The sequence below is a fragment of the Bacteroides muris (ex Fokt et al. 2023) genome (genome assembly GCF_024704895.1).
Taxonomy (GTDB): domain Bacteria; phylum Bacteroidota; class Bacteroidia; order Bacteroidales; family Bacteroidaceae; genus Bacteroides; species Bacteroides muris.
This window is the reverse complement of record NZ_JAMZEE010000004.1, coordinates 39,471-57,632: the sequence shown is the minus strand read 5'-3', so window position 1 is coordinate 57,632 and position 18,162 is coordinate 39,471. Positions and strand designations below refer to the sequence as shown.

General features: G+C 40.6%; 35 protein-coding genes and 1 tRNA gene. 32 read left to right on the top strand and 4 right to left on the bottom strand.

All coding sequences use genetic code 11. The features are described 5' to 3' along the window. Positions 1-13 precede the first annotated feature (13 nt). From M1B78_RS02710 to M1B78_RS02595, 25 genes are all read left to right on the top strand, one after another. The gene (locus M1B78_RS02710; protein WP_257939826.1) at positions 14-370 is read left to right on the top strand and encodes a DNA-binding response regulator; all 357 of its coding nucleotides are present in this window, start codon (positions 14-16) and stop codon (positions 368-370) included. Beyond that, positions 367-666: a helix-turn-helix domain-containing protein gene (locus tag M1B78_RS18840; protein WP_118132122.1), complete on the top strand. Its 300-nt coding sequence runs from the start codon at positions 367-369 to the stop codon at positions 664-666. Before M1B78_RS02710 ends, M1B78_RS18840 begins: the two co-directional genes overlap by 4 nt. A 19-nt stretch (positions 667-685) precedes the next feature. Continuing rightward, positions 686-1,618 (top strand): ATP-binding protein, encoded by a 933-nt coding sequence (locus tag M1B78_RS02705; RefSeq protein ID WP_118132123.1) that lies wholly within the window; start codon positions 686-688, stop codon positions 1,616-1,618. Continuing rightward, a complete protein-coding gene (locus M1B78_RS02700; protein WP_257939825.1) occupies positions 1,608-2,432 on the top strand; it encodes an HNH endonuclease in 825 nt (274 codons plus the stop codon). Before M1B78_RS02705 ends, M1B78_RS02700 begins: the two co-directional genes overlap by 11 nt. After that, the gene (locus M1B78_RS02695; protein ID WP_215709377.1) at positions 2,432-2,896 is read left to right on the top strand and encodes a DUF3127 domain-containing protein; all 465 of its coding nucleotides are present in this window, start codon (positions 2,432-2,434) and stop codon (positions 2,894-2,896) included. The genes M1B78_RS02700 and M1B78_RS02695 overlap by 1 nt, the downstream gene beginning before the upstream one ends. A 30-nt stretch (positions 2,897-2,926) precedes the next feature. Further along, complete coding sequence (locus tag M1B78_RS02690; protein WP_227201700.1) at positions 2,927-3,340, top strand: hypothetical protein; 414 nt, start codon at positions 2,927-2,929, stop codon at positions 3,338-3,340. Beyond that, positions 3,340-3,909 carry an NUMOD4 domain-containing protein gene (locus M1B78_RS02685; RefSeq protein ID WP_119962228.1) on the top strand — a complete coding sequence of 190 codons (570 nt, stop codon included), beginning with the start codon at positions 3,340-3,342 and terminating at the stop codon, positions 3,907-3,909. The genes M1B78_RS02690 and M1B78_RS02685 overlap by 1 nt, the downstream gene beginning before the upstream one ends. Positions 3,910-3,911: 2 nt before the next feature. Beyond that, on the top strand, positions 3,912-4,772 hold the full coding sequence (locus M1B78_RS02680) for an RNA polymerase subunit sigma (protein ID WP_257939824.1): 861 nt from the start codon (positions 3,912-3,914) through the stop codon (positions 4,770-4,772). 303 nt (positions 4,773-5,075) lie between these two features. Continuing rightward, positions 5,076-5,495: a zinc-finger-containing protein gene (locus M1B78_RS02675; protein ID WP_117696862.1), complete on the top strand. Its 420-nt coding sequence runs from the start codon at positions 5,076-5,078 to the stop codon at positions 5,493-5,495. Continuing rightward, on the top strand, positions 5,485-5,895 hold the full coding sequence (locus M1B78_RS02670; protein ID WP_118936947.1) for a hypothetical protein: 411 nt from the start codon (positions 5,485-5,487) through the stop codon (positions 5,893-5,895). The genes M1B78_RS02675 and M1B78_RS02670 overlap by 11 nt, the downstream gene beginning before the upstream one ends. Positions 5,896-5,898: 3 nt before the next feature. After that, positions 5,899-6,375, top strand: a complete 477-nt coding sequence (locus M1B78_RS02665; RefSeq protein WP_117696865.1) for a recombination protein NinG — start codon at positions 5,899-5,901, stop codon at positions 6,373-6,375. Further along, positions 6,372-7,544, top strand: coding sequence for a DEAD/DEAH box helicase (locus M1B78_RS02660; RefSeq protein ID WP_257939823.1), 1,173 nt, complete (start codon positions 6,372-6,374; stop codon positions 7,542-7,544). The genes M1B78_RS02665 and M1B78_RS02660 overlap by 4 nt, the downstream gene beginning before the upstream one ends. Positions 7,545-7,548: 4 nt before the next feature. Continuing rightward, positions 7,549-8,484 (top strand): hypothetical protein, encoded by a 936-nt coding sequence (locus tag M1B78_RS02655; protein ID WP_229095771.1) that lies wholly within the window; start codon positions 7,549-7,551, stop codon positions 8,482-8,484. Continuing rightward, positions 8,402-9,103: an ATP-binding protein gene (locus tag M1B78_RS02650; protein WP_136009939.1), complete on the top strand. Its 702-nt coding sequence runs from the start codon at positions 8,402-8,404 to the stop codon at positions 9,101-9,103. The genes M1B78_RS02655 and M1B78_RS02650 overlap by 83 nt, the downstream gene beginning before the upstream one ends. 319 nt (positions 9,104-9,422) lie before the next feature. Further along, positions 9,423-9,959 carry a hypothetical protein gene (locus M1B78_RS02645; RefSeq protein ID WP_257939822.1) on the top strand — a complete coding sequence of 179 codons (537 nt, stop codon included), beginning with the start codon at positions 9,423-9,425 and terminating at the stop codon, positions 9,957-9,959. Then, positions 9,850-10,167, top strand: coding sequence for a site-specific DNA-methyltransferase (locus tag M1B78_RS02640; RefSeq protein WP_257939821.1), 318 nt, complete (start codon positions 9,850-9,852; stop codon positions 10,165-10,167). Before M1B78_RS02645 ends, M1B78_RS02640 begins: the two co-directional genes overlap by 110 nt. Before the next feature lie 6 nt (positions 10,168-10,173). Next, on the top strand, positions 10,174-10,809 hold the full coding sequence (locus M1B78_RS02635; protein WP_257939820.1) for a hypothetical protein: 636 nt from the start codon (positions 10,174-10,176) through the stop codon (positions 10,807-10,809). A 26-nt stretch (positions 10,810-10,835) separates the two neighbouring features. Then, entirely contained in the window at positions 10,836-12,002 is a 1,167-nt protein-coding gene (gene dcm / locus M1B78_RS02630; RefSeq protein WP_257939819.1) for a DNA (cytosine-5-)-methyltransferase, read from the top strand. Between the two features lies 1 nt (position 12,003). Then, positions 12,004-12,330: a hypothetical protein gene (locus M1B78_RS02625; RefSeq protein WP_257939818.1), complete on the top strand. Its 327-nt coding sequence runs from the start codon at positions 12,004-12,006 to the stop codon at positions 12,328-12,330. 3 nt (positions 12,331-12,333) lie between these two features. Next, entirely contained in the window at positions 12,334-12,639 is a 306-nt protein-coding gene (locus M1B78_RS02620; RefSeq protein ID WP_257939817.1) for a hypothetical protein, read from the top strand. After that, the gene (locus M1B78_RS02615; RefSeq protein ID WP_225982713.1) at positions 12,636-13,076 is read left to right on the top strand and encodes a DUF551 domain-containing protein; all 441 of its coding nucleotides are present in this window, start codon (positions 12,636-12,638) and stop codon (positions 13,074-13,076) included. Before M1B78_RS02620 ends, M1B78_RS02615 begins: the two co-directional genes overlap by 4 nt. A gap of 2 nt (positions 13,077-13,078) precedes the next feature. Beyond that, complete coding sequence (locus M1B78_RS02610; protein WP_061412713.1) at positions 13,079-13,498, top strand: hypothetical protein; 420 nt, start codon at positions 13,079-13,081, stop codon at positions 13,496-13,498. A 186-nt stretch (positions 13,499-13,684) separates the two neighbouring features. After that, positions 13,685-13,942 (top strand): hypothetical protein, encoded by a 258-nt coding sequence (locus M1B78_RS02605; RefSeq protein ID WP_061412776.1) that lies wholly within the window; start codon positions 13,685-13,687, stop codon positions 13,940-13,942. Between the two features lie 228 nt (positions 13,943-14,170). Beyond that, entirely contained in the window at positions 14,171-14,350 is a 180-nt protein-coding gene (locus M1B78_RS02600) for a hypothetical protein (protein ID WP_061412716.1), read from the top strand. Positions 14,351-14,439: 89 nt separating this feature from the next. Continuing rightward, positions 14,440-14,877, top strand: a complete 438-nt coding sequence (locus M1B78_RS02595; protein WP_061412719.1) for a hypothetical protein — start codon at positions 14,440-14,442, stop codon at positions 14,875-14,877. Between the two features lie 11 nt (positions 14,878-14,888). Here M1B78_RS02595 and M1B78_RS02590 read toward each other — a convergent pair whose 3' ends face one another. From M1B78_RS02590 to M1B78_RS02575, 4 genes are read right to left on the bottom strand one after another with little or no spacing between them, the layout of a single operon-like run. Further along, positions 14,889-15,158, bottom strand: a complete 270-nt coding sequence (locus M1B78_RS02590) for a hypothetical protein (RefSeq protein ID WP_061412722.1) — start codon at positions 15,156-15,158, stop codon at positions 14,889-14,891. Between the two features lie 6 nt (positions 15,159-15,164). Further along, a complete protein-coding gene (locus M1B78_RS02585) occupies positions 15,165-15,509 on the bottom strand; it encodes a type II toxin-antitoxin system HicB family antitoxin (protein WP_061412725.1) in 345 nt (114 codons plus the stop codon). After that, positions 15,506-15,757 carry a type II toxin-antitoxin system HicA family toxin gene (locus tag M1B78_RS02580; protein WP_061412731.1) on the bottom strand — a complete coding sequence of 84 codons (252 nt, stop codon included), beginning with the start codon at positions 15,755-15,757 and terminating at the stop codon, positions 15,506-15,508. Before M1B78_RS02580 ends, M1B78_RS02585 begins: the two co-directional genes overlap by 4 nt. Positions 15,758-15,809: 52 nt before the next feature. Next, the gene (locus tag M1B78_RS02575) at positions 15,810-16,121 is read right to left on the bottom strand and encodes a helix-turn-helix domain-containing protein (protein ID WP_081106202.1); all 312 of its coding nucleotides are present in this window, start codon (positions 16,119-16,121) and stop codon (positions 15,810-15,812) included. Between the two features lie 252 nt (positions 16,122-16,373). Here M1B78_RS02575 and M1B78_RS02570 point away from each other — a divergent pair, with 252 nt between their 5' ends. The 7 genes from M1B78_RS02570 to M1B78_RS02540 all read left to right on the top strand — a co-directional run bounded on the left by M1B78_RS02570 (position 16,374) and on the right by M1B78_RS02540 (position 18,083). Next, positions 16,374-16,556, top strand: a complete 183-nt coding sequence (locus M1B78_RS02570) for a hypothetical protein (protein WP_061412734.1) — start codon at positions 16,374-16,376, stop codon at positions 16,554-16,556. Positions 16,557-16,566: 10 nt separating this feature from the next. Then, positions 16,567-16,815, top strand: a complete 249-nt coding sequence (locus M1B78_RS02565; RefSeq protein WP_061412738.1) for a hypothetical protein — start codon at positions 16,567-16,569, stop codon at positions 16,813-16,815. 69 nt (positions 16,816-16,884) lie between these two features. After that, positions 16,885-17,058: a hypothetical protein gene (locus M1B78_RS02560; RefSeq protein WP_225982714.1), complete on the top strand. Its 174-nt coding sequence runs from the start codon at positions 16,885-16,887 to the stop codon at positions 17,056-17,058. A 42-nt stretch (positions 17,059-17,100) separates the two neighbouring features. Then, positions 17,101-17,298 carry a hypothetical protein gene (locus M1B78_RS02555; protein WP_061412741.1) on the top strand — a complete coding sequence of 66 codons (198 nt, stop codon included), beginning with the start codon at positions 17,101-17,103 and terminating at the stop codon, positions 17,296-17,298. 12 nt (positions 17,299-17,310) lie between these two features. Then, positions 17,311-17,517 carry a DUF3873 family protein gene (locus tag M1B78_RS02550; protein ID WP_081106205.1) on the top strand — a complete coding sequence of 69 codons (207 nt, stop codon included), beginning with the start codon at positions 17,311-17,313 and terminating at the stop codon, positions 17,515-17,517. A gap of 71 nt (positions 17,518-17,588) precedes the next feature. Further along, positions 17,589-17,660: transfer RNA gene (locus M1B78_RS02545), tRNA-Val, on the top strand. 33 nt (positions 17,661-17,693) lie between these two features. After that, a complete protein-coding gene (locus M1B78_RS02540) occupies positions 17,694-18,083 on the top strand; it encodes a hypothetical protein (protein ID WP_061412744.1) in 390 nt (129 codons plus the stop codon). Positions 18,084-18,162 lie beyond the last annotated feature (79 nt).

Genomic DNA, 18,162 nt, shown 5'->3' with positions numbered 1-18,162 from the left:
AACTCACACGATTATGGAACGGGTATTCACAGAACTCACCCCTGAATGCGAGATTACAGCACGGATGTATGCACAAGGGTATGAGAAAAAGGAAATCGCCAATTTCAAATGCCGGGCGGTTAGCACGATTAATAACCAATTGCAAAAGGCTTTTGAAATATTGCATGTACGGAATGGGAGAGAACTTGCAACAATGCTTTATGAACGGATAGCCGGTGTGAGGCTCACGATGGATTTTTCGCCTATAGTCCGTGTGTCCGTCGCATGTTGCTTACTGTGTATATTTTCTTTGTCACTTTACCACGAACAAGGTGATATGAGAAGGTTACAAAGATTTAGAATTGAACATATAGAAAGGGTAAGAGAATGAACATGGAGGATATTTTAAATAGTGGTGCCAATGTTACTTTGACAATAAAGTCCACTGATTTGAAAGAGTTCGCAGAACATCTTGTAAAAAAGACTGTGAGAAGTATTAGAGACTCTTTCATCAGACCGGAAGAGGACTACTTGACCATTAAAGAGGCAAGTCAGATTCTACATACCGATAAGTCAACCTTATGGAGATGGCATAAAATTGGATATTTGTGCAGGTTGGAAATAGGAGGTAAGAGATTGTACCGAAAAAGTGATGTAGATGCTATTCTACAGAAAGAGAATAATTAACCCTTTAAATTTTACGATTATGAGTCTTATCAAAAAATCAAATGAATTAGTAATCCCTACCACAGTGAAAATGATGATTTACGGCCAGGCTGGTATGGGAAAATCAACAGTGGCATTGAGCGCACCGAAACCGTTATTATTGGATTTCGATAATGGCGTTAAGCGTATGAATATGGCGCATTTGGAAAACATAGATACCGTACAGGTCACTTCATGGAGTGATGTTCAACAGGTCTTGCAGGAGGATTTGTCTGCTTATCAGACCATTGTAGTTGATACTATCGGTAAGATGATGGATTTCATCATTACTTATAAATGTGGCAGCCGCCAACCGTCTATCAGGGATTGGAGTGGTATCAATGCGGAGTTTTCATGGATGACACGAACACTTTCGGGGCTTAACAAGCACATCATTTTCGTTGCCCATCGCGACACACGGAAAGAAGGTGATGATACCGTGTTTATCCCTGCCTTGCGTGAAAAGTCCTACAACTCCATCGTTACCGAACTGGATTTGCTCGGCTATCTTGAAATGAAAAGCGAAAGAGGTGTTCAAAGACGCACTATAACTTTTGACCCGACTTCAAGAAATGACGGTAAGAATACATGCAATCTTCCTTCAGTGATGGAAGTTCCTACCATCCTTGACAAGAATGGTAATCCAACCGCAAAGAACGACTTTATCACCGCCAAGATAATCAATTCGTATTTGGGTATGCTTGCTGCCAAGAAGGAAGCGCAGGAAAAGTATGACAAGGTGATAGAAGAAATAAAAGAAAGCATTGAATTTATCACCGATGCCAACTCCGCTAATGAGTTCGCTTCACATATCAATGAGTTTGAACACGTTGGTAGTTCTTTGATGATGGCGAGAAATTTGTTTGCTGCAAAGGTAAAGGCTTTGGGACTGGTATTCAATAAGGAAACTAAAATCTACTCAGATGCAGCCTAACTATCGTATATATGCAACATTGTTGGATTCTTACTTCAATTACCTTAATAGCGATGTCATATATGAGCGTTATTATGGGTGGAGTGAGAATCCACCATATACGGAAGAAGAGTTTCGGCAGAAGCAGTTTCAAGAACTGATAGACCGGATTAACCGCAGGCCATTCGACAGCGAAGCGGCAGACAAGGGAACAGCCTTTAATGAGGTTATTGACTGTATGGTTGAAAATCGGAAATCCGAAACGGTGCAGGTTGAAAAGGTATATAAGGCAATACGCGAAGGAGCTTGTGACGAAACAGGTAAACCTTTGTATTACGATGAGGTTCAGACCAACGAGGTTATAGGTTTGAGAGTTACCTATAATAATCGTGTTTTTACTTTCCCAATCTCACTTTGCCGAGAGTTCGCCGGTTACTTCAAAGGAGCATTGACCCAACAAAGGGTAGAAGCGATTCTTTCAACCGCATACGGCAATGTTTTGGTTTATGGGGTAATTGACGAACTGATGCCGGCCAGCGTCCACGACATCAAAACAACCGGAAGTTATACCGTAGGGAAGTTCAAAGACCACCATCAACATTTGGTTTATCCTTACGCTTTGATGAAGAACGGTTCGGATGTACGGACATTTGAGTACAACATTGTAGAGTTCAACAAAGGCAATTATGTGGTAGATACCTATACAGAAACATATGTTTTCAACCCCGAACGTGATATACCTATTCTTACTAATCATTGTGAGGAATTTATCCGGTTTTTGGAAGAAAACAGAGAACTTATAACCGATAAAAAGATTTTTGGAGGAGAAAATTAATGGCAAACCAAATAACCGGACGGATAATCGAAATCGGACAAACCGTTCAAATACCATCCAAAAACGGTGGTTCCTCATTTATAAAACGGGAGTTTATTTTAGATGCTACCACTTACGACCCTTATACGGGAGAGCGTAGCGAGTATGAGAACATTATTCCCTTAGAGTTTTCGGGTGACAAGTGTACAGAACTTGACCGCTTTAATCAGGGTGATGTTGTTACTGTATCATTTGTCTTACAAGGGCGTTCTTGGACGAATCAAGACGGAGAATTCAAACGTATGGCGTCTATTCGGTGTTACAAAATAGATGCGCGTGGCGGTGTGTCGCAATCCTCACAAGCTACACTGGCACAGCAACCAATTCAACAACCTACACCGCAACCGACTTATCAGCAACAGCCGCAGAATTTCCCACCTCCGGTTGATGCGAATGGCAATGTAAAGGACGATTTGCCTTTTTAGTGTATGTCCCTTTACGATACTTCAAACCCTTTGCAGAAAGAGCAATTTAAGGCTCGTTCTGCAAAGCTCGCAGAAAGCGGTAAGGTTGTAGAACTCACAGAGAAAAAGCCTAAAAGAAGCCTGCAAAGCAATAAATATTTGCATGTGATTTTAGGTTACTTTGCGTGTGAGACCGGAAACACGTTGGAGTGGGTGAAGCAACAGTATTATAAAAAGCTTGTTAATCCATCCATTTTCATTCGTGAGAGAGACGACAAGTATTTGGGACGGATAAAGATATTGCGCAGCTCTGCTGATTTAGATAGTGCAGAAATGAGTACAAGTATTACCCGTTTTCGTAATTGGGCAAGTGCTGAATGCGGAATATATTTACCTTCTGCTGATGAAGATAGATTGATTCAACTAATGGAAATAGAGATTGGACGAAATAAAGATTATTTATAATGGCAGAAATATGGAAAGATGTTGTCGGATATGAAGGTTTATATCAAGTATCAGACAGGGGTAGAATTAAATCTATATGCAGTTACGTAAGACTACAAAATGGTGAATTAATGAAGAAAAAGCCGCATATCCTTAAACTACAAGATAGATGTGGATATAAATGTGTAAACCTATTCAAAGGCGGACGCTCACATACACTTAACATTCATCGTTTAGTAGCAGAGGCTTTTTTACCCAATCCTCATAGGTATTCAGTTGTAAATCATAAAGATGAAAACAAAAGCAATAACAGCTTGTCTAATTTGGAATGGTGTACTCACGCTTATAATTTGAGTTATGGTACTGCCCAAAGAAGAAGGGCCGTATCTCAAGGTAAAGTAGTTATTCAATTAGATAAGAATGGAGCTTTTATAAAGCGACATTTGACATTAATGGACGCTTGTAGAGATACCGGCATAAATTTTCAAAATATCTCACAATGTTGTAACAACAAAAGAAAAACAGCAGGTGGATATTGTTGGAAATTTGAGGAACAGCAGGAAATACAAAGAAATCAAGAATTTATTTAGTTATGATAGAAACAAGAAAAACAGAAATCAGGTATGTGACATCTGACCCGAAAAAGATGCTCAACATGTACCTTGCAAAACGTGTCCTCAAAACATGGGAGGAATCTTTCATTGATGAAGATACAGGTGAAACAGTAACCATCGAACGGAATGAAATTCTTTTTGACCGTGGCACGCTGATAGACCAAGACACTTTGGCGAAAATTCGTTTCAGTATGGAAGCTGACGGCATTAAGGAAGTGGAAGTCAGCAACCAGAACCGCTTGGCATTCGAGAACGAGAACAAATTCTTATATCCCTATCTTGCACAGGCACAAATAGGGGACAAGAAACATAAGTTCCTGCTGTATGCCACCGGATTGGAAAATTCTTGTAGTATCTTGAAAGATTACATCGAACTAAACTATATGTTCGGATTCACCTTGACAATGGTCAAGGAGTTCGATTCTTGCGTGATTCTTACTGACAATTTGAAAGAACGCAAGGTAGATGATGCCACCCTCGAAGAATTAAAAGATACATTCCTTTTAAACGATTCTGTAACGGAAGAAGATGAAGAAGAGGGAGATTCCAAGCCCAATGAAAAGAAATTCTATCAGATTGAGACGAAAATCACATTCACGGATGGGGAGAATGAAGACGAGAGAGTTCAGACTTTTGTCGTGAACACCTTCAACGTTGACAGAGCAATGATGCTTATTATCCACTATCTCAAAAACAAAGAGGAAGAATGTGAGAAACAAGCCAAAGAAAAGGGACATGAGTTCAGAAAGAGGGAAATCCATACAGCCATTGAATCTGCTAAACCTATCCCGGTCGGGCGTTTTATTCCGAAAGAGTTTTCAATGGCTTATATGGAATAACTTTGTTAACCTGCCTGCTCGGTCTGTGAAGATATGGCAGGCGAACATGGAGAAGTGACGGAATTGGTAGACGTTAATCAAGATGTGAGGTGCAAAATTCCAGGATAACCGTTAATAACCAAGCCGGCAACCTGCGAGACATCTTAGGTAGAATGATTTAAAATCATATAACCGCAAAAACACCACTCGTCCCGGTTCGAGCCCGGGCTCTCCACATAAATGTGAGCCACACATAAATGGCAAGGGTTAGTAAATAATGGTTGTGCCCCGGAGAATACGCTTCGGGGCTTTTAATGGAAAATTATGGATGAATTATTAACTGGTAAGATTTGCCCTTATTGCGGTAGGTCTACTGAATACGTGGATAGTTCTGTAATCTACGGACGCTCCTACGGTATGATTTACCTCTGCCGAGATTGTAGGGCTTATGTCGGAGTACACAAGGGTACAGACCAGGCGTTAGGGCGTTTGGCAAACGCGGAACTAAGGGAAGCCAAGAAAGAAGCCCACTTCTACTTCGACCAGGTAGCTAAGACCAATCTTATCAATAAAATTTGGAAGAAACATATCCCCAACACTTCAAACAGAAACAAAGCCTACCTGTGGCTATCCAATCAACTGGGCATACCACGTGAGCTTTGCCATATCGGAATGTTTGATGTGGAGGATTGTAAACAAGTTGTTGAACTGTGTAAACCAATAATAGAAAACTATGGAAAATAAAGCAGTAGCATTTATAAAATCAAACGAATGGTTTAAGTCCACTATGGTAGAGCATGGAACGCATAACGGATATGTGGCTGTTCCCTCTGCGAACAAATATCATGGAATGTCTTATTTTGATATTGATGATATAAGTGTACATGGAGGTATCACATTTTCAGAACCGGCAATAAGCGGTGAAGAATCTATCGGAAGCAAAAGGAAAATTAATTCCAAGTATGTCGGAAAAAGAAATCCCATATTGGATGATGTGGAATTCATTACCGATAATACGGAAATAGGTGATGACTGGTGGATATTCGGGTTTGACACATTCCATTATGGAGACAATGAATATGACTGGGACAAACAAGCCGTCGTTCAAGAGACAAGGTACTTGATGAAACAATTGGACAAATAGACAATGCCGTACTACATAAAACGAAAGGCTAAGAAGAAAGACAAGCCTTTACCTCTGTTTGATAAAGCAGGGATAACAGTAAAGAAGAAGCCGGATTTGAAAGCTAAGCTCGACAAAGAGTTTTCCCTTTTCATCCGGCTTCGTGATTGTATGCCAAACGGTTCCTTCCGATGTATATCATGTGGACAGATAAAGCCGTTTACACAAGCGGACTGCGGGCACTATTTCAGTCGTACACATTTGGCAACACGGTTTGATGAGAATAATTGCCATGCCGAATGCCGGCACTGCAACAGGTTCAAAGCCGACCATTTGGAAGGCTATCGGGTGAATCTAATTGCTAAAATCGGTCAACAGAAATTTGACTTGCTGAAAGTGAAAGCTGCCGGCACTTCCAAAATGACTGATTTTGAGTACGAACAGCTAATCAAGTATTACAAAACACTTAATAAAAAGTTACGAAAGGAGAAAGGGCTATGAGTTATGTATTACGAGATTACCAACAGAAAGCCTCTGATGCTGCCGTTTCTTTCTTCAATAACAGGGCGAAGAAGACGAATGTTATCATGGTTCTGCCTACGGGGAGTGGAAAAAGTCTTATCATAGCGGATATAGCCGCAAGGCTTGACGGTCATACATTGGTTTTTCAGCCCTCAAAAGAAATTTTAGAACAAAACTTCAAGAAACTCTGTTCATACGGTATTCTTGATTGCAGTATCTATTCAGCATCCTTTAACTCAAAGGAGATAAGCCGGATAACATTTGCCACCATCGGCAGTGTAAAGAATCATCCCGAACTGTTTACCCACTTCAAGAACATCATTGTGGATGAATGTCATCTTGTAAACCCCAAAGAGGGAATGTACAAGGATTTTTTTGATGCAGTGAAGTGTAAGGTTCTTGGACTGACAGCAACGCCATACCGTTTAAGCTCCAGTCGTGATTTCGGCTCCATGCTGAAATTTATCACTCGGACAAAACCTCATGTCTTTTCAGAGGTCATTTACCATGTACAGGTATCAACCCTATTAGATTTGGGATATTTAGCAAAACTAAATTATTATCCAATGAATCCTTCGGGATGGAACGAACTCAATTTGAAAGTAAATACCACTGGTGCCGACTACACGGATAGGTCAGTTCAGAGAGAATATGAACGGATAGACTTTTACGGCTATCTCGTTCATATTGTCCAAAGGCTGATGAATCCCAAAGCCGGAGGAAAACGGAAAGGTATTTTGGTATTTACCCGTTTTCTGAAAGAAGCGGAGCGGCTTACCTGGTCTATACCCGGAGCCGCAATCGTTTCGGGTGACACCCCAAAAGGTGAGCGCGAAAGGATACTTGAAGCGTTCAAGGCTGGTGAAATTTCGGTAGTGGCGAATGTCGGGGTATTAACCACCGGCTTTGACTATCCGGAACTTGATACGGTAGTTATGGCACGTCCTACAATGTCACTTGCCATGTGGTATCAGATAGTCGGTCGTGCCATCCGCCCGCATCCTTCTAAAGAATGTGGATGGATTGTGGATTTATGCGGTAATATCAAACGTTTCGGAGAGGTATCGGACTTACGGTTGTTTGATAGCGGAAATGGGAAATGGGCTGTATTCTCTAACGGAAGGCAATTAACTAACGTGAGATTCTAAGACTATGGACGAAGGATTTTTGAGGCTAAGCCGCAAGTTTTTCTCGAATGAAATGTGGAAAGTAGCCCGTAAGTTTTCGGAATGCGAAGCGTGGCTCGACTTGATTCAGAGCGCACGATTTGAGGCAACCGACAAGGCGTACAGCGAACTTATCGGAGGTCGGGAAATCTCTTATACAAGAGGTCAATATCCAGCATCCGTATCGTTTTTGATGAAGCGTTGGCAATGGTCTGAAAAGAAAGTGCGCTATTTCCTTGCCAAACTTAAAAAAAGAGGTATGATAACGACTTGTAATAAACAAGGTATGACCGTAATTACTTTATGTAACTATGATGAATATAATCCGGTCAAGGGCAGGCAAAGAGACGTAGATAAGGGCATAGACAACAACAAAGAAATCAGCGGATTAAATCATGCTTTGGGCGAACTAAGGGCGGAGTTAAGGGCAACCACAGAAAAAATGGCTCAAAAAATAGAAGAATTGGGGCAAGCTAAGGGCAATAATAAAAAGAAAGATGAAGAAGATAATAATATTCCCCCCACACCCCCCAAGGGGGGAGGCAAGAAAAATAAGCCTAAAGAGATTAATTCAAAAGCCCGTTTGCTATTTGAACAGCATTTTAGGGAAACCTTCGGGGCTGACTACTACTGGACAGCCAAGGATGCCGGGGCTATGTCCCAGCTCTTGAATAAGCTCAAATTCCAAAGAGAACAAAAGAAAATGGACGTTTCCGATGATTCTCTGTTGTATGCCCTTCAATACCTTCTTTCCTCGGTCAAAGAGGGGTGGATATTTGATAATTTCAGCGTAACTAATATCAATTCTAAATTTAATGAAATCGTAGCACAAGCTAAAAATGGAAACAATCGGAAACCTGATACAAAACCAGACGAAAGTTCTGCCGGTATCAAATCAATTGTCTTCGGCAAACAGAGCTAACCATAAGCAATGGAGCAGGGAGCAGGCTGACATGTATTGGCGCAACCAACTCGTAGTTTCCATGAAATCCGTTTCCCCGGCCTTTACAGTTGATGACAGCAACCGCCAACTGCTGAAAGCCCTTTATCAATGGATATGGGGAATGCCGGGAATGCTTGATTTGGATAAGGGCTTGTTATTACATGGCCCTATCGGAGTTGGCAAGTCCACTTTGTTGAAAGGATTACAGAACTATGCAGCAAAAATTGCCCGTTATTGTATTGGCGGTGCGGATGCCGGATTGACCTTTCAGTTCACCAGTGCTGCCGAGATTGCCTTGCTGTTTGCCGAGAAAGGAATTGTCGGGTTAAACCAATACACAGACAGGTCATGTATGCACAATCTTGCCATTGACGAGGTGGGTCGGGAACCTATGGATGCCAAACACTTTGGTACGGGCATCAATGCCATTCAGACCGTCTTGCAACTGCGCTATGAGCAGAGATATTGTTTCTACACCCACATGACTACCAATCTGGACCCGGACAAGGAGTTTTCTCAACGGTATGGGGATTATATTGCCGACCGGGTGAAAGAGATGTTCAATGTAATTAAAATTGAAGGTGAAAGCCGAAGATAATGGCAAAGAAAAAAGATATACCACCTGCACCCGTCCGCTGCCGCCAATGCTCATACTCCAGAGATTTCGTAGATAACTCTTGTTTATGCAAGGCCAAGGACCATAGGGTGTGCGCGTGTGACCGGTACGGGAGGATATGTGACAAATTCAAGAAGAAATAATTTTATGGACATAGAAATTGAGAAGAAAATCGAATTATTGGAGTAGCAGCGTGACAACGCACTGCGCCTCCGATGCCCGTTGGTGGCAGAGAAGTACCAGCGAATGATTGATGAACTTGCAAGAAAAAGCAGAAACAATGAAAACAAAGAATTGAATCATGCCGATAAGTGAAGTGTACAATATGGATTGTATGGAATACATGAAGGATATTCCTGACAAGTTCTTTGATTTAGCTATAGTAGATCCTCCTTATGGAATAAATGCACCCAATATGACGATGGGAACCAACTTGAACCGTAAACATGGTGGCTACAATGGCGAAAGCGTTGCGCAACGGCTGAAAAAGGGAAGATTAAATCAAGGAGCGGGCAAGCTGAAGGATCGGGCTTTGAATACCATGCGATGCGATTGGGATTTTTCCCCACCTTCCGAAAAGTATTTTGACGAGCTGTTCAGAGTCAGTCGTAATCAAGTGATATGGGGAGGCAATTACTTCCCTCTTCCACCTACACGGGGAATATTGTGTTGGGACAAGATGCAACCGTGGGAGAATTTTTCGCAGTTCGAACTTGCATGGACTTCATTTGATTGTCCTGCAGCTATCATCCATCTATCCAATACCGGAGGAGCAAACAAGGAAGCCAAGATTCACCCCCACACAGAAGCCGATAGCGCTTTATCATTGGGCCTTTAAGAAGTTTGTAAAGCCAGGAGATAAGATTCTTGACACCCACTTGGGAAGCGGAAGCTCCCGCATAGTAGCTTATAAGATGGGCATTGATTTCTATGCTACGGAGATCGACAAGGAGTATTTCGAATCGCAGGAAAAGCGATTTCTTAGAGAATGCTTTGGCGAAATAAAAACAGAGAAAGGAACATTAGTACAAACAAATCTATTTTGAAATATAATGACTACCGATACGGCAACCAGGATAATCAGCAAGCATGAGAGCCTTGTAGTCCTATGCACCTACAACATTCTGTTCACGAACGACATCTGTTGCGGGCAGATTATCGAATGCATTTATGCTATGAAACGCACACCCCACTACAAGCAGGCATTCAAACGGTATTTAAACGATGCGGACAGAGCGAGAAGGGAATACGAGCGGACCGTAAACGGTATCATCGGTTCAGACCGCAGTGAATTCTTTGCCGAATGTAATGACAAGTATGTGGAGGAAGTGAACAAGCACGTGGATATACTATACTGGCAGTTCAAGCAGACACTTGATGACAACGGAATATCCCATTCCGCAGAACTTGCAAAGTTCGAACTGGCAAGGACGTTGTGCGACTATGCTTGTGTACAGTTCGAAGAACGGATAGGAGAACTCAAGAGGAAGGATTCAAAGTTCAACGTATTCATGCTGGATTACCTTAAACTGGATAATGTGGCAAGACTGATGAACCTTGCCTCCGACAATCTCAAAATCGGCAGAACGGTGAACATGAACACTGAACGCTGTACTGCAGCATTTGAAGTTCTTGCAAGGGAACTGTCGGATGCAGATAATATCGCCAATACGATAAAGGCTGATTGATTAGACAACAATTAATAATCAGAAGAATGAGTGAAAGATTAACACATGGCTCTCTGTTCAGCGGCATTGGTGGTCCAGAAATAGCTGCTGAAATGATGGGCTGGAAAAACGTGTTCCATTGCGAGATAAACCCGTTCGGGAGAAAGATACTTGATTATTGGTTTCCAAACAGCAAAAGTTATGAAGACATCACGAAAACAGATTTTACAGAGTGGCGGGGAAAAATCAATGTCCTCACTGGAGGTTTCCCCTGCCAGCCCTTCTCTTGTGCCGGACAGCGAAAGGGAGCGGAAGATGACCGCTATCTCTGGCCGGAAATGCTACGAGCGATACGGGAGATTCAGCCCGATTGGGTTGTTGGTGAAAACGTTGCTGGAATCCTCACGATGGTACAGCCAGGCAGTGAAACTCCGTTGGGAAGCGAAGAAACTCTATTCGGAGAAGATAACAGAAAAAGAATATTGCATCGGCAGGAATATGTCGTCGAAACAGTGTGTAACGACCTTGAACGTGAAGGATATTCCGTCCAACCGGTTGTTATTCCGGCTTGTGCCGTCGGAGCACCGCACAGAAGAGACCGCGTCTTCTTTATTGCCCGCCGTGCAGACGCAGGGAATGAAGGTATGCAACGAGAATGGGAAAACAATATTCTATCCGGTGGAACTGCTCCCGACACCGACAGCCATAGATGGAGGGACGAGAAGAATCAACAAGTCACTATCGCCGAACGCAAAGGAACGGCCAACATTGGCACTTTCCGCGAAGATGGGGCTTCTTCCGACTCCCAATGCCAGGGAAGCGGACAAATATACAAAGAAGTACAATCCGAACAGTCAGATGGGCACAGCTTTGACAGCAATGGCAATAAACGGAATGTTGCCTACTCCAGCAGCGAGGGATTATCAACCCTCCGTTTCCCCACAAGCATTGAAAAGAAAAAACGGGAAAACGAGGACGGATGCTCTGTGCAACCTCCCGGTAATGTTAGGAGAACATCATTTGCAGAACGGTGGAAAAACTTCCCAACTCAATCCCCAGTTTGTAGCCGAGATGATGGGGTTTTCACCGGATTGGACGGTATTGCCTTTTCAAAGTGGCGGCAGGAATCGATAAAGGCATACGGCAATGCGATTGTCCCACAAGTAATGTATGAGATATTCCTGGCAATAGAATCTATAGAAAAAGGCAAATAGTATGAACATTCACCAGACAGTTCCCCGTTCGGATTGCACCTCCTTCGCCAAGTGCGGCAAGCACTCACTTGCCTATTGCAGGAGGTACGGTGCGTCCGAATGCGGACCATGTGAAATCGTGAGGAGGAAACCCCGTAACCGGGTGGTGGTTGACGGAGTGGAGCGTAAACTGTGTACCTGCTGTGGAAGAGCACTTCCGTTATCCAGGTTCTTCGATAGGACAGCCCGTCGTAACGGTAAGGAATACCATCTGAAAGCGTCATGGTGCAAGATGTGTATGGCAGAGGTACAGAGCGAGCGGAATAGAAAAAATAATAAAAAATATTGAATTATGAGACCAATAAGGAATATAGAAGACATTGGAAATCTAAAGACAGATGAAAAACTGATTGAATGCCTAAATGGTGAAGTGAATTATTATCGTTTTTTGTGCTTGCATCCGAGAAACGATGAATACGTGATTCTTCTGAACCATTGTGAGGAACCTAAAAGGTTTTATGTTAAAAGCATTATAGACCGATGTTATACGGACTATACAACACGTGATATAGTAACCTATAAGAGGGATTATGCTTTGGAGCAGGTCAAGTTTTGTGAGCAGGCATTATCCGAATTTGATAAGGAGGGTAAGAAATGAAACAGACAGTAGAAGAAGCAGCTAAAGAGTGCAGACGTACAACTGCCCAATCAATGGGTGTATATGCCCAATATCACTCAATAGATGAGTGCCCTAATCATGGGATTACATATGATGAAATTGCAGAAGCTGCATTTATAAAGGGTGCCGAATGGCAGGCAAAGCAATCACCGTGGATAAGCGTTAAGGAACAGTTGCCGGAAGAAAATGAGAATATCATTATCATGTGCAAGCATGGCGCAATATTTAATGGCACATACTGTAATGGAGTATGGTTCTGTATGGACGGTTATATCAATGATGTATACAAAGACAGTCCTATTTATAGTTCAATGAGCAGCATACCTCCATTATGGGAACCAGTAGCTTGGATGCCTATCCCTTCTTTCGATGAGATACTCGAAGCCAACAAGGATGTACTGAAACGGATTAATTAATTATGAGAAAGATTGTACAGTTAGACGAATACGATTATAACAAGCTTGCAGACCTTGCCAAGCTCAATGAGAAAGAAATTGAGAAACACGCCATTGACCTATGGAAAGAAAAAGGCGTGGCAGAAATAACAATCAAGATAGACACTGGAAGAGATTATAATGACTACTGTCGTATTGATTGCTCTACATATCTCTTCTATAAAGATAACAGGTTCTACATTCCAGAGAATGTACGGGAGAGATTTAGGAAAATTGTCAAAGAAAATGTAATGTGGGACATTGAAGAACGGTTTGGAGACTTAAAAGGAGCGATAAACAAATTCAATCGGGAAGCTAAATGGATTGGTTATACAAAATTTGTACTTTATATGATTGCTTTGTCCGGTTGGGCTGTAGCTGCTGTGTTGTTTCTTATGCGTTAACAGTATTTAATATGGAAAGATATAGGATTGTAAGAGAAACAAAATATAGCGGCTGTATTCCAATAACTACGTATTTTGTACAAGTCAGAAAAGAAAGCCGTCTTTCGTATGGGTGGACGAACATTAAAGGCTTTGATACCTATAAGAAAGCGAAAGAGTTGTTGGATATTCTATACGGCAATTGACATGAAAACAGACCTCATTTTCTTTATTGCGATATTCGTCATCGCAGTATTATTCATCGGGCATTTCCGGTTGACATTTTCGCCGTTCAGCATATCACTCCCTTATTGGCATAGAGCTTTAGGGGTTGTCCTTATTGTTGTAGGATGTTTGATTTACAACATAGGTGAACATATGTCCGGCTATAAGAAAGGGTTGGATAACGGTATGGAAATAGTCTTGAAACAATTGAAGAAACGGTATGAACGACCAGGTGATTAATAAAGAAAAGATATTGCCAATGGTTACAAAAAAAGGCTATCTTCCCAGACAGCCAATCTTTTTTATTAACCTTAATCTAATACTATGAAAAACACATTGCAAAGGTACGGATTTGTGGAAGTTATGCAAATTATGAGCCTTTGTTCAGCCATCTTATAACATGGTTTAGCAAGCGGATATGTATGTTAACCATTAACGTAATAGATTTATAAAATTAACAAATAGTCAATGAGTAGAAATGAAAATGTCTGGACTGATGCGAAATGTGCAGCCCTTCGAGTTGAGTTCCTTACCAGTCGTGAGGAACTCTTTTTGTATGCAAAAGCCATCTATTCCGCTATGATATGGGGTAGGGAGGTGAACGAGCAAAATCGGATTATTCAGGAAAAGAATAACTCTGTAAAATAAAAAAAAGGAGAACCAAGCGCACGACCACTCAATCCTCCCTCACACGATTATGATGCAAATATACTATTTACTTTTAAAATAATCGTGTTATGGAACTGGATTTTAACAAAATAATTCGTCTTAAAAAGATTCGTATTGAGAAATCAGAACTTTCAGAGGAAGAAAACGCCTTGACCGCCCCAATTTTGAAAGACAAAAGCCTTATCCATGAAATCTACAAGATATTCGTTGAGTTGCTGAATGAGAGAGGATGTCCACCGAATATTGACAGTGTAACCCAGCGGAAGAAGTTCATTTTCATTATCCTGTATCTGTTTTCTCCAAGCTCGCTTGCCGGTGGAAAAATGACAGCAGGGTTACGACCTGAATTAGCAAGGGTTCTTGGTGTTCAATCAGAATGTACCATTTCCGACAACTGTGCGGATGTCGTGTTTTTGTATCAGAACTATGGGGATTTCAGTGGGGATATAGAGTATCTTTACACCGAAATCGTAAATCGGTTAAGAATCAAAGGGCTAATCAATTAATGAGCCGGAGTTTAGTGCTCCGGCTTTTCTGTTCTCAAATGGTCAACAACACTTTGCAACCTATCTGCATCTTTAGGATTGAAAATAAATTCGTCAAAATCTCCATATGCACTTCGATGACCAAATATGTACTTAACAGCATGGATAATTCGTTTGAGTACATTTCTTTCGGGTTTTAAGTGTACGTTGCAATATACTTCCTTTTCATCCTCAAAATATGACATCACAATCTGATGTTCGATGCTGTTGCATTCACAAATAAAGAGTTCTTTTTTATCCATGGTTGTTTATAACATAGTTGCAACTTGCTTTTCTACGGCTGATTTAATAAAAGCGTTTATTGATATTCCAGCCTGTTGGGCGAGAATGGCAATTTTGCTATGTACCTCTGGGGAAATTCGTATGTTCAGGGAACCAGAATAACTTTTACGCGGTGTAATTCCGGCTTCCTTACAATATGCTATATAATCATCCACAGCTCCTTTAAAATCCTCTTTCAATTCAGATACAGTTTCACCTTCATACGAAATCATTGTATCTTTTGGCAAATCAAGGACTTTTCCAAATAGGCAATTATCTTCATCGCTTATCTCAATACTTCCTATGTAACCTTTGTAAGTCAATGTTTTCATATTAATTTATTTTTAGTCAGAAATTCAAATACTTGTTTCATTACATACCCTTTTACGATACTTCCTGGATGTGGCTTATGCGCAGTGTACGAGCTTTCCCCTTTTGCGAAAATGACACGTGACCCACTTGTTTTTCCTTTGTTATCTATCTTATATCCGAAAATGGAGAACAAGCGTACAAGCTCATCCCAATTAAAATCTTTTGGCTGGCTTTTAAAGCGTTCTATCAACTTCTCTTTTGTACCCATAATTTAATGGTTTATGCAAATGTAACTATTTTACAGTTGCAGAACAAGTGATTTACTGTTTTTCTTCAATCTCAGCCACAATTTTCTTTAGCTCCTCTATCGTATCGGCTTTGTAGAAGTTTTCTTTATACTGGATAAGGGCGGTGAGTTCACTATCTTCTCCTTTACAAGTGGAAGAGTTATTTGTTTCGTCTCGGAAGAAGTCAACTATATTGCAATCAATGGCGTCGGCTATCTCTTTCAACTTTTTGTAGGTGGGATTTCCTTGTAAGGTAAGAGTAAGAGTTACTCTATTTACACCCATCTTTTTTGCTACATCCTGAATGGTGTAGCCCTTTTCTTTAATGATGCTTTTTATATCCATTTCAAATGTATATTATAATAAACGGAACAAATATAATATGATAAAATCAATAATGCAATAAAAGTAGCTGTTTATTGCATCAAGAAGATTGATTTATTAATAAATATGTAATTGTATACCCTTACAATTGTGTTTTTGCTAATGTTTATTAAATAGCTACATTTTTATCTTTATTCTATTTGAAGTGTAATTATAAACCCATACATTTGCATCATCAAACAAGAAGTAATAACAATTAAAAGATATACGATTATGGCAGCATCAGTAATTAAACAAAGAACAATAGAGAAGTTCATCATGTCAGAGTTTGTACAAGGCAATTTGAACACAAAAGAACAAGTAAGCTGTATGCTCATTTTGATTCAAAAGAAGCTGGGTATGTCAGTAGAGCAAGCAAGTGACTTTATGAGAAACACAATTGGTATTAACGCTTAAATATACGATCATGGCAACAAAGAAGATTGATGAAAAGAAAACATTGAAGTATGCAGTAGCATTCTACTTCTGTACATCAGGTAAGATAAACTTCATGTTAGGCAATAAAATGTATCAGCATATAAATACTGTTTATGACCAAAGAGAAGATGGCAGAGGCTTCAATACCTGTGAAGTTGTTTATAACTACAAGGCTCAAAAGTACGAGGTTCTGAATGTAGATACAGAGATAGGCAACAAAGAGATTACGATATTATAAGTTTAACCAGCAGGGTAAAAGCCCTGCGCAATATATAAGATTATGAACGTAAATGAAGTTACAGTAGGTTTGAGATATAGAGTATCAGGTGATTTGTCTAATGGCTGTCATGCAGACGGTACGCCACGCATATCGCACGATGATGTAGTAAGAGTAATCAAGCGAATTACAGATACCCACGTGATTTTAGAGTGTGGACGTATGTTCGTCATTAACGACAATCTTAAAATAGAGAAATTCTAAGTTTAATCCGGTAGCCTTCGGGCTACCACAATATACACGATTATGAAAGCAGATTTAGTTTTAGTTATCAGCCCTGAAGCCCCACTGATGAAACAACTGGGCAAAGTGTTGGGTAAGCTATGTACGCCGTACGACTTCTCTACTATAGAGAGGGGTGAAAAGTACATCACCATACAGCATGATGAAACTGGGCTTGTAGTGGCTTATACGAGTGAAGAAAGATTGAAAGCGAAACTTTAAATATAAATGATTATGAACTCAATAAACGAAAACGGTTGCAGCGTATGCCAGCCCGGTAAAGAGAATTACACTACCTACACAACGAAGTTAGGCAGAAAGAGAATGAGAATGTATCAGTATGACTACCGTACTGAAAGCGGTGAGTTGTTTTCTTGTTGTGCACCTACCTTAGAGCAGTGCAGAGAAAGACGGGACAAATGGCTTAGTTCACAACAATAACCTGATTGTTGTGTATAACGATTGAAGATATTTCGTTATCTTTGGTTGTGGTAGTACCTTTGGGGTACTATCGCGGGGTGTAGCAGTGGTAGCTTTTCACTTTGACTTGGTGAAGGTCGGTTGTTCGATTCAGCCCCCCGCAACTATTGAGTATTAATTAAAAAAATGACACGATTATGAATGCATTAACATTACAGATTAAAAAAGATAGTTTTCAATCTATCTTAAAAGGTGAACAAGACATAGAACATAGATATGTTTACCCCTCAAATGTTACAAGATATGTATATTTTGAACACGATGGCAAAAGATACAAACGGCAAGAAGATATACCAAATGATGATAAGGATGTGGATGTAGTACCAATAAAGTATGACGCTTTGGTTCTTATAAATGGCAGACGAAAAGATGCGCCACGTCTTACGGTGGAGGTTAAGAGTGCTGAATTTATCATTTTTACAGATGAAGATGGTAACGACCAAGTATTTGAAGAAAACGGCAAAGAATATCTTGTTTGCCAAGTATGGTATCATTTGGGTAAGATACTTAGTACAGATAATGTTTGATTGTTTAATTTTAAAATTTATTAGCTGAGTCGGTAGTACAAGGAGAAGAATTAACAGAACAATGGGACCGCGCCGTAAT

Coding starts and splice junctions, on each gene's coding strand:
- M1B78_RS02710 (WP_257939826.1), top strand. CDS start 14: ATGGAACGGGTATTCACAGAACTCACCCCTGAATGCGAGATTACAGCA.
- M1B78_RS18840 (WP_118132122.1), top strand. CDS start 367: ATGAACATGGAGGATATTTTAAATAGTGGTGCCAATGTTACTTTGACA.
- M1B78_RS02705 (WP_118132123.1), top strand. CDS start 686: ATGAGTCTTATCAAAAAATCAAATGAATTAGTAATCCCTACCACAGTG.
- M1B78_RS02700 (WP_257939825.1), top strand. CDS start 1,608: ATGCAGCCTAACTATCGTATATATGCAACATTGTTGGATTCTTACTTC.
- M1B78_RS02695 (WP_215709377.1), top strand. CDS start 2,432: ATGGCAAACCAAATAACCGGACGGATAATCGAAATCGGACAAACCGTT.
- M1B78_RS02685 (WP_119962228.1), top strand. CDS start 3,340: ATGGCAGAAATATGGAAAGATGTTGTCGGATATGAAGGTTTATATCAA.
- M1B78_RS02680 (WP_257939824.1), top strand. CDS start 3,912: ATGATAGAAACAAGAAAAACAGAAATCAGGTATGTGACATCTGACCCG.
- M1B78_RS02675 (WP_117696862.1), top strand. CDS start 5,076: ATGGATGAATTATTAACTGGTAAGATTTGCCCTTATTGCGGTAGGTCT.
- M1B78_RS02670 (WP_118936947.1), top strand. CDS start 5,485: ATGGAAAATAAAGCAGTAGCATTTATAAAATCAAACGAATGGTTTAAG.
- M1B78_RS02665 (WP_117696865.1), top strand. CDS start 5,899: ATGCCGTACTACATAAAACGAAAGGCTAAGAAGAAAGACAAGCCTTTA.
- M1B78_RS02660 (WP_257939823.1), top strand. CDS start 6,372: ATGAGTTATGTATTACGAGATTACCAACAGAAAGCCTCTGATGCTGCC.
- M1B78_RS02655 (WP_229095771.1), top strand. CDS start 7,549: ATGGACGAAGGATTTTTGAGGCTAAGCCGCAAGTTTTTCTCGAATGAA.
- M1B78_RS02650 (WP_136009939.1), top strand. CDS start 8,402: ATGGAAACAATCGGAAACCTGATACAAAACCAGACGAAAGTTCTGCCG.
- M1B78_RS02645 (WP_257939822.1), top strand. CDS start 9,423: ATGCCGATAAGTGAAGTGTACAATATGGATTGTATGGAATACATGAAG.
- M1B78_RS02635 (WP_257939820.1), top strand. CDS start 10,174: ATGACTACCGATACGGCAACCAGGATAATCAGCAAGCATGAGAGCCTT.
- dcm (WP_257939819.1), top strand. CDS start 10,836: ATGAGTGAAAGATTAACACATGGCTCTCTGTTCAGCGGCATTGGTGGT.
- M1B78_RS02625 (WP_257939818.1), top strand. CDS start 12,004: ATGAACATTCACCAGACAGTTCCCCGTTCGGATTGCACCTCCTTCGCC.
- M1B78_RS02620 (WP_257939817.1), top strand. CDS start 12,334: ATGAGACCAATAAGGAATATAGAAGACATTGGAAATCTAAAGACAGAT.
- M1B78_RS02615 (WP_225982713.1), top strand. CDS start 12,636: ATGAAACAGACAGTAGAAGAAGCAGCTAAAGAGTGCAGACGTACAACT.
- M1B78_RS02610 (WP_061412713.1), top strand. CDS start 13,079: ATGAGAAAGATTGTACAGTTAGACGAATACGATTATAACAAGCTTGCA.
- M1B78_RS02605 (WP_061412776.1), top strand. CDS start 13,685: ATGAAAACAGACCTCATTTTCTTTATTGCGATATTCGTCATCGCAGTA.
- M1B78_RS02600 (WP_061412716.1), top strand. CDS start 14,171: ATGAGTAGAAATGAAAATGTCTGGACTGATGCGAAATGTGCAGCCCTT.
- M1B78_RS02595 (WP_061412719.1), top strand. CDS start 14,440: ATGGAACTGGATTTTAACAAAATAATTCGTCTTAAAAAGATTCGTATT.
- M1B78_RS02590 (WP_061412722.1), bottom strand. CDS start 15,158: ATGGATAAAAAAGAACTCTTTATTTGTGAATGCAACAGCATCGAACAT.
- M1B78_RS02585 (WP_061412725.1), bottom strand. CDS start 15,509: ATGAAAACATTGACTTACAAAGGTTACATAGGAAGTATTGAGATAAGC.
- M1B78_RS02580 (WP_061412731.1), bottom strand. CDS start 15,757: ATGGGTACAAAAGAGAAGTTGATAGAACGCTTTAAAAGCCAGCCAAAA.
- M1B78_RS02575 (WP_081106202.1), bottom strand. CDS start 16,121: ATGGATATAAAAAGCATCATTAAAGAAAAGGGCTACACCATTCAGGAT.
- M1B78_RS02570 (WP_061412734.1), top strand. CDS start 16,374: ATGGCAGCATCAGTAATTAAACAAAGAACAATAGAGAAGTTCATCATG.
- M1B78_RS02565 (WP_061412738.1), top strand. CDS start 16,567: ATGGCAACAAAGAAGATTGATGAAAAGAAAACATTGAAGTATGCAGTA.
- M1B78_RS02555 (WP_061412741.1), top strand. CDS start 17,101: ATGAAAGCAGATTTAGTTTTAGTTATCAGCCCTGAAGCCCCACTGATG.
- M1B78_RS02550 (WP_081106205.1), top strand. CDS start 17,311: ATGAACTCAATAAACGAAAACGGTTGCAGCGTATGCCAGCCCGGTAAA.
- M1B78_RS02540 (WP_061412744.1), top strand. CDS start 17,694: ATGAATGCATTAACATTACAGATTAAAAAAGATAGTTTTCAATCTATC.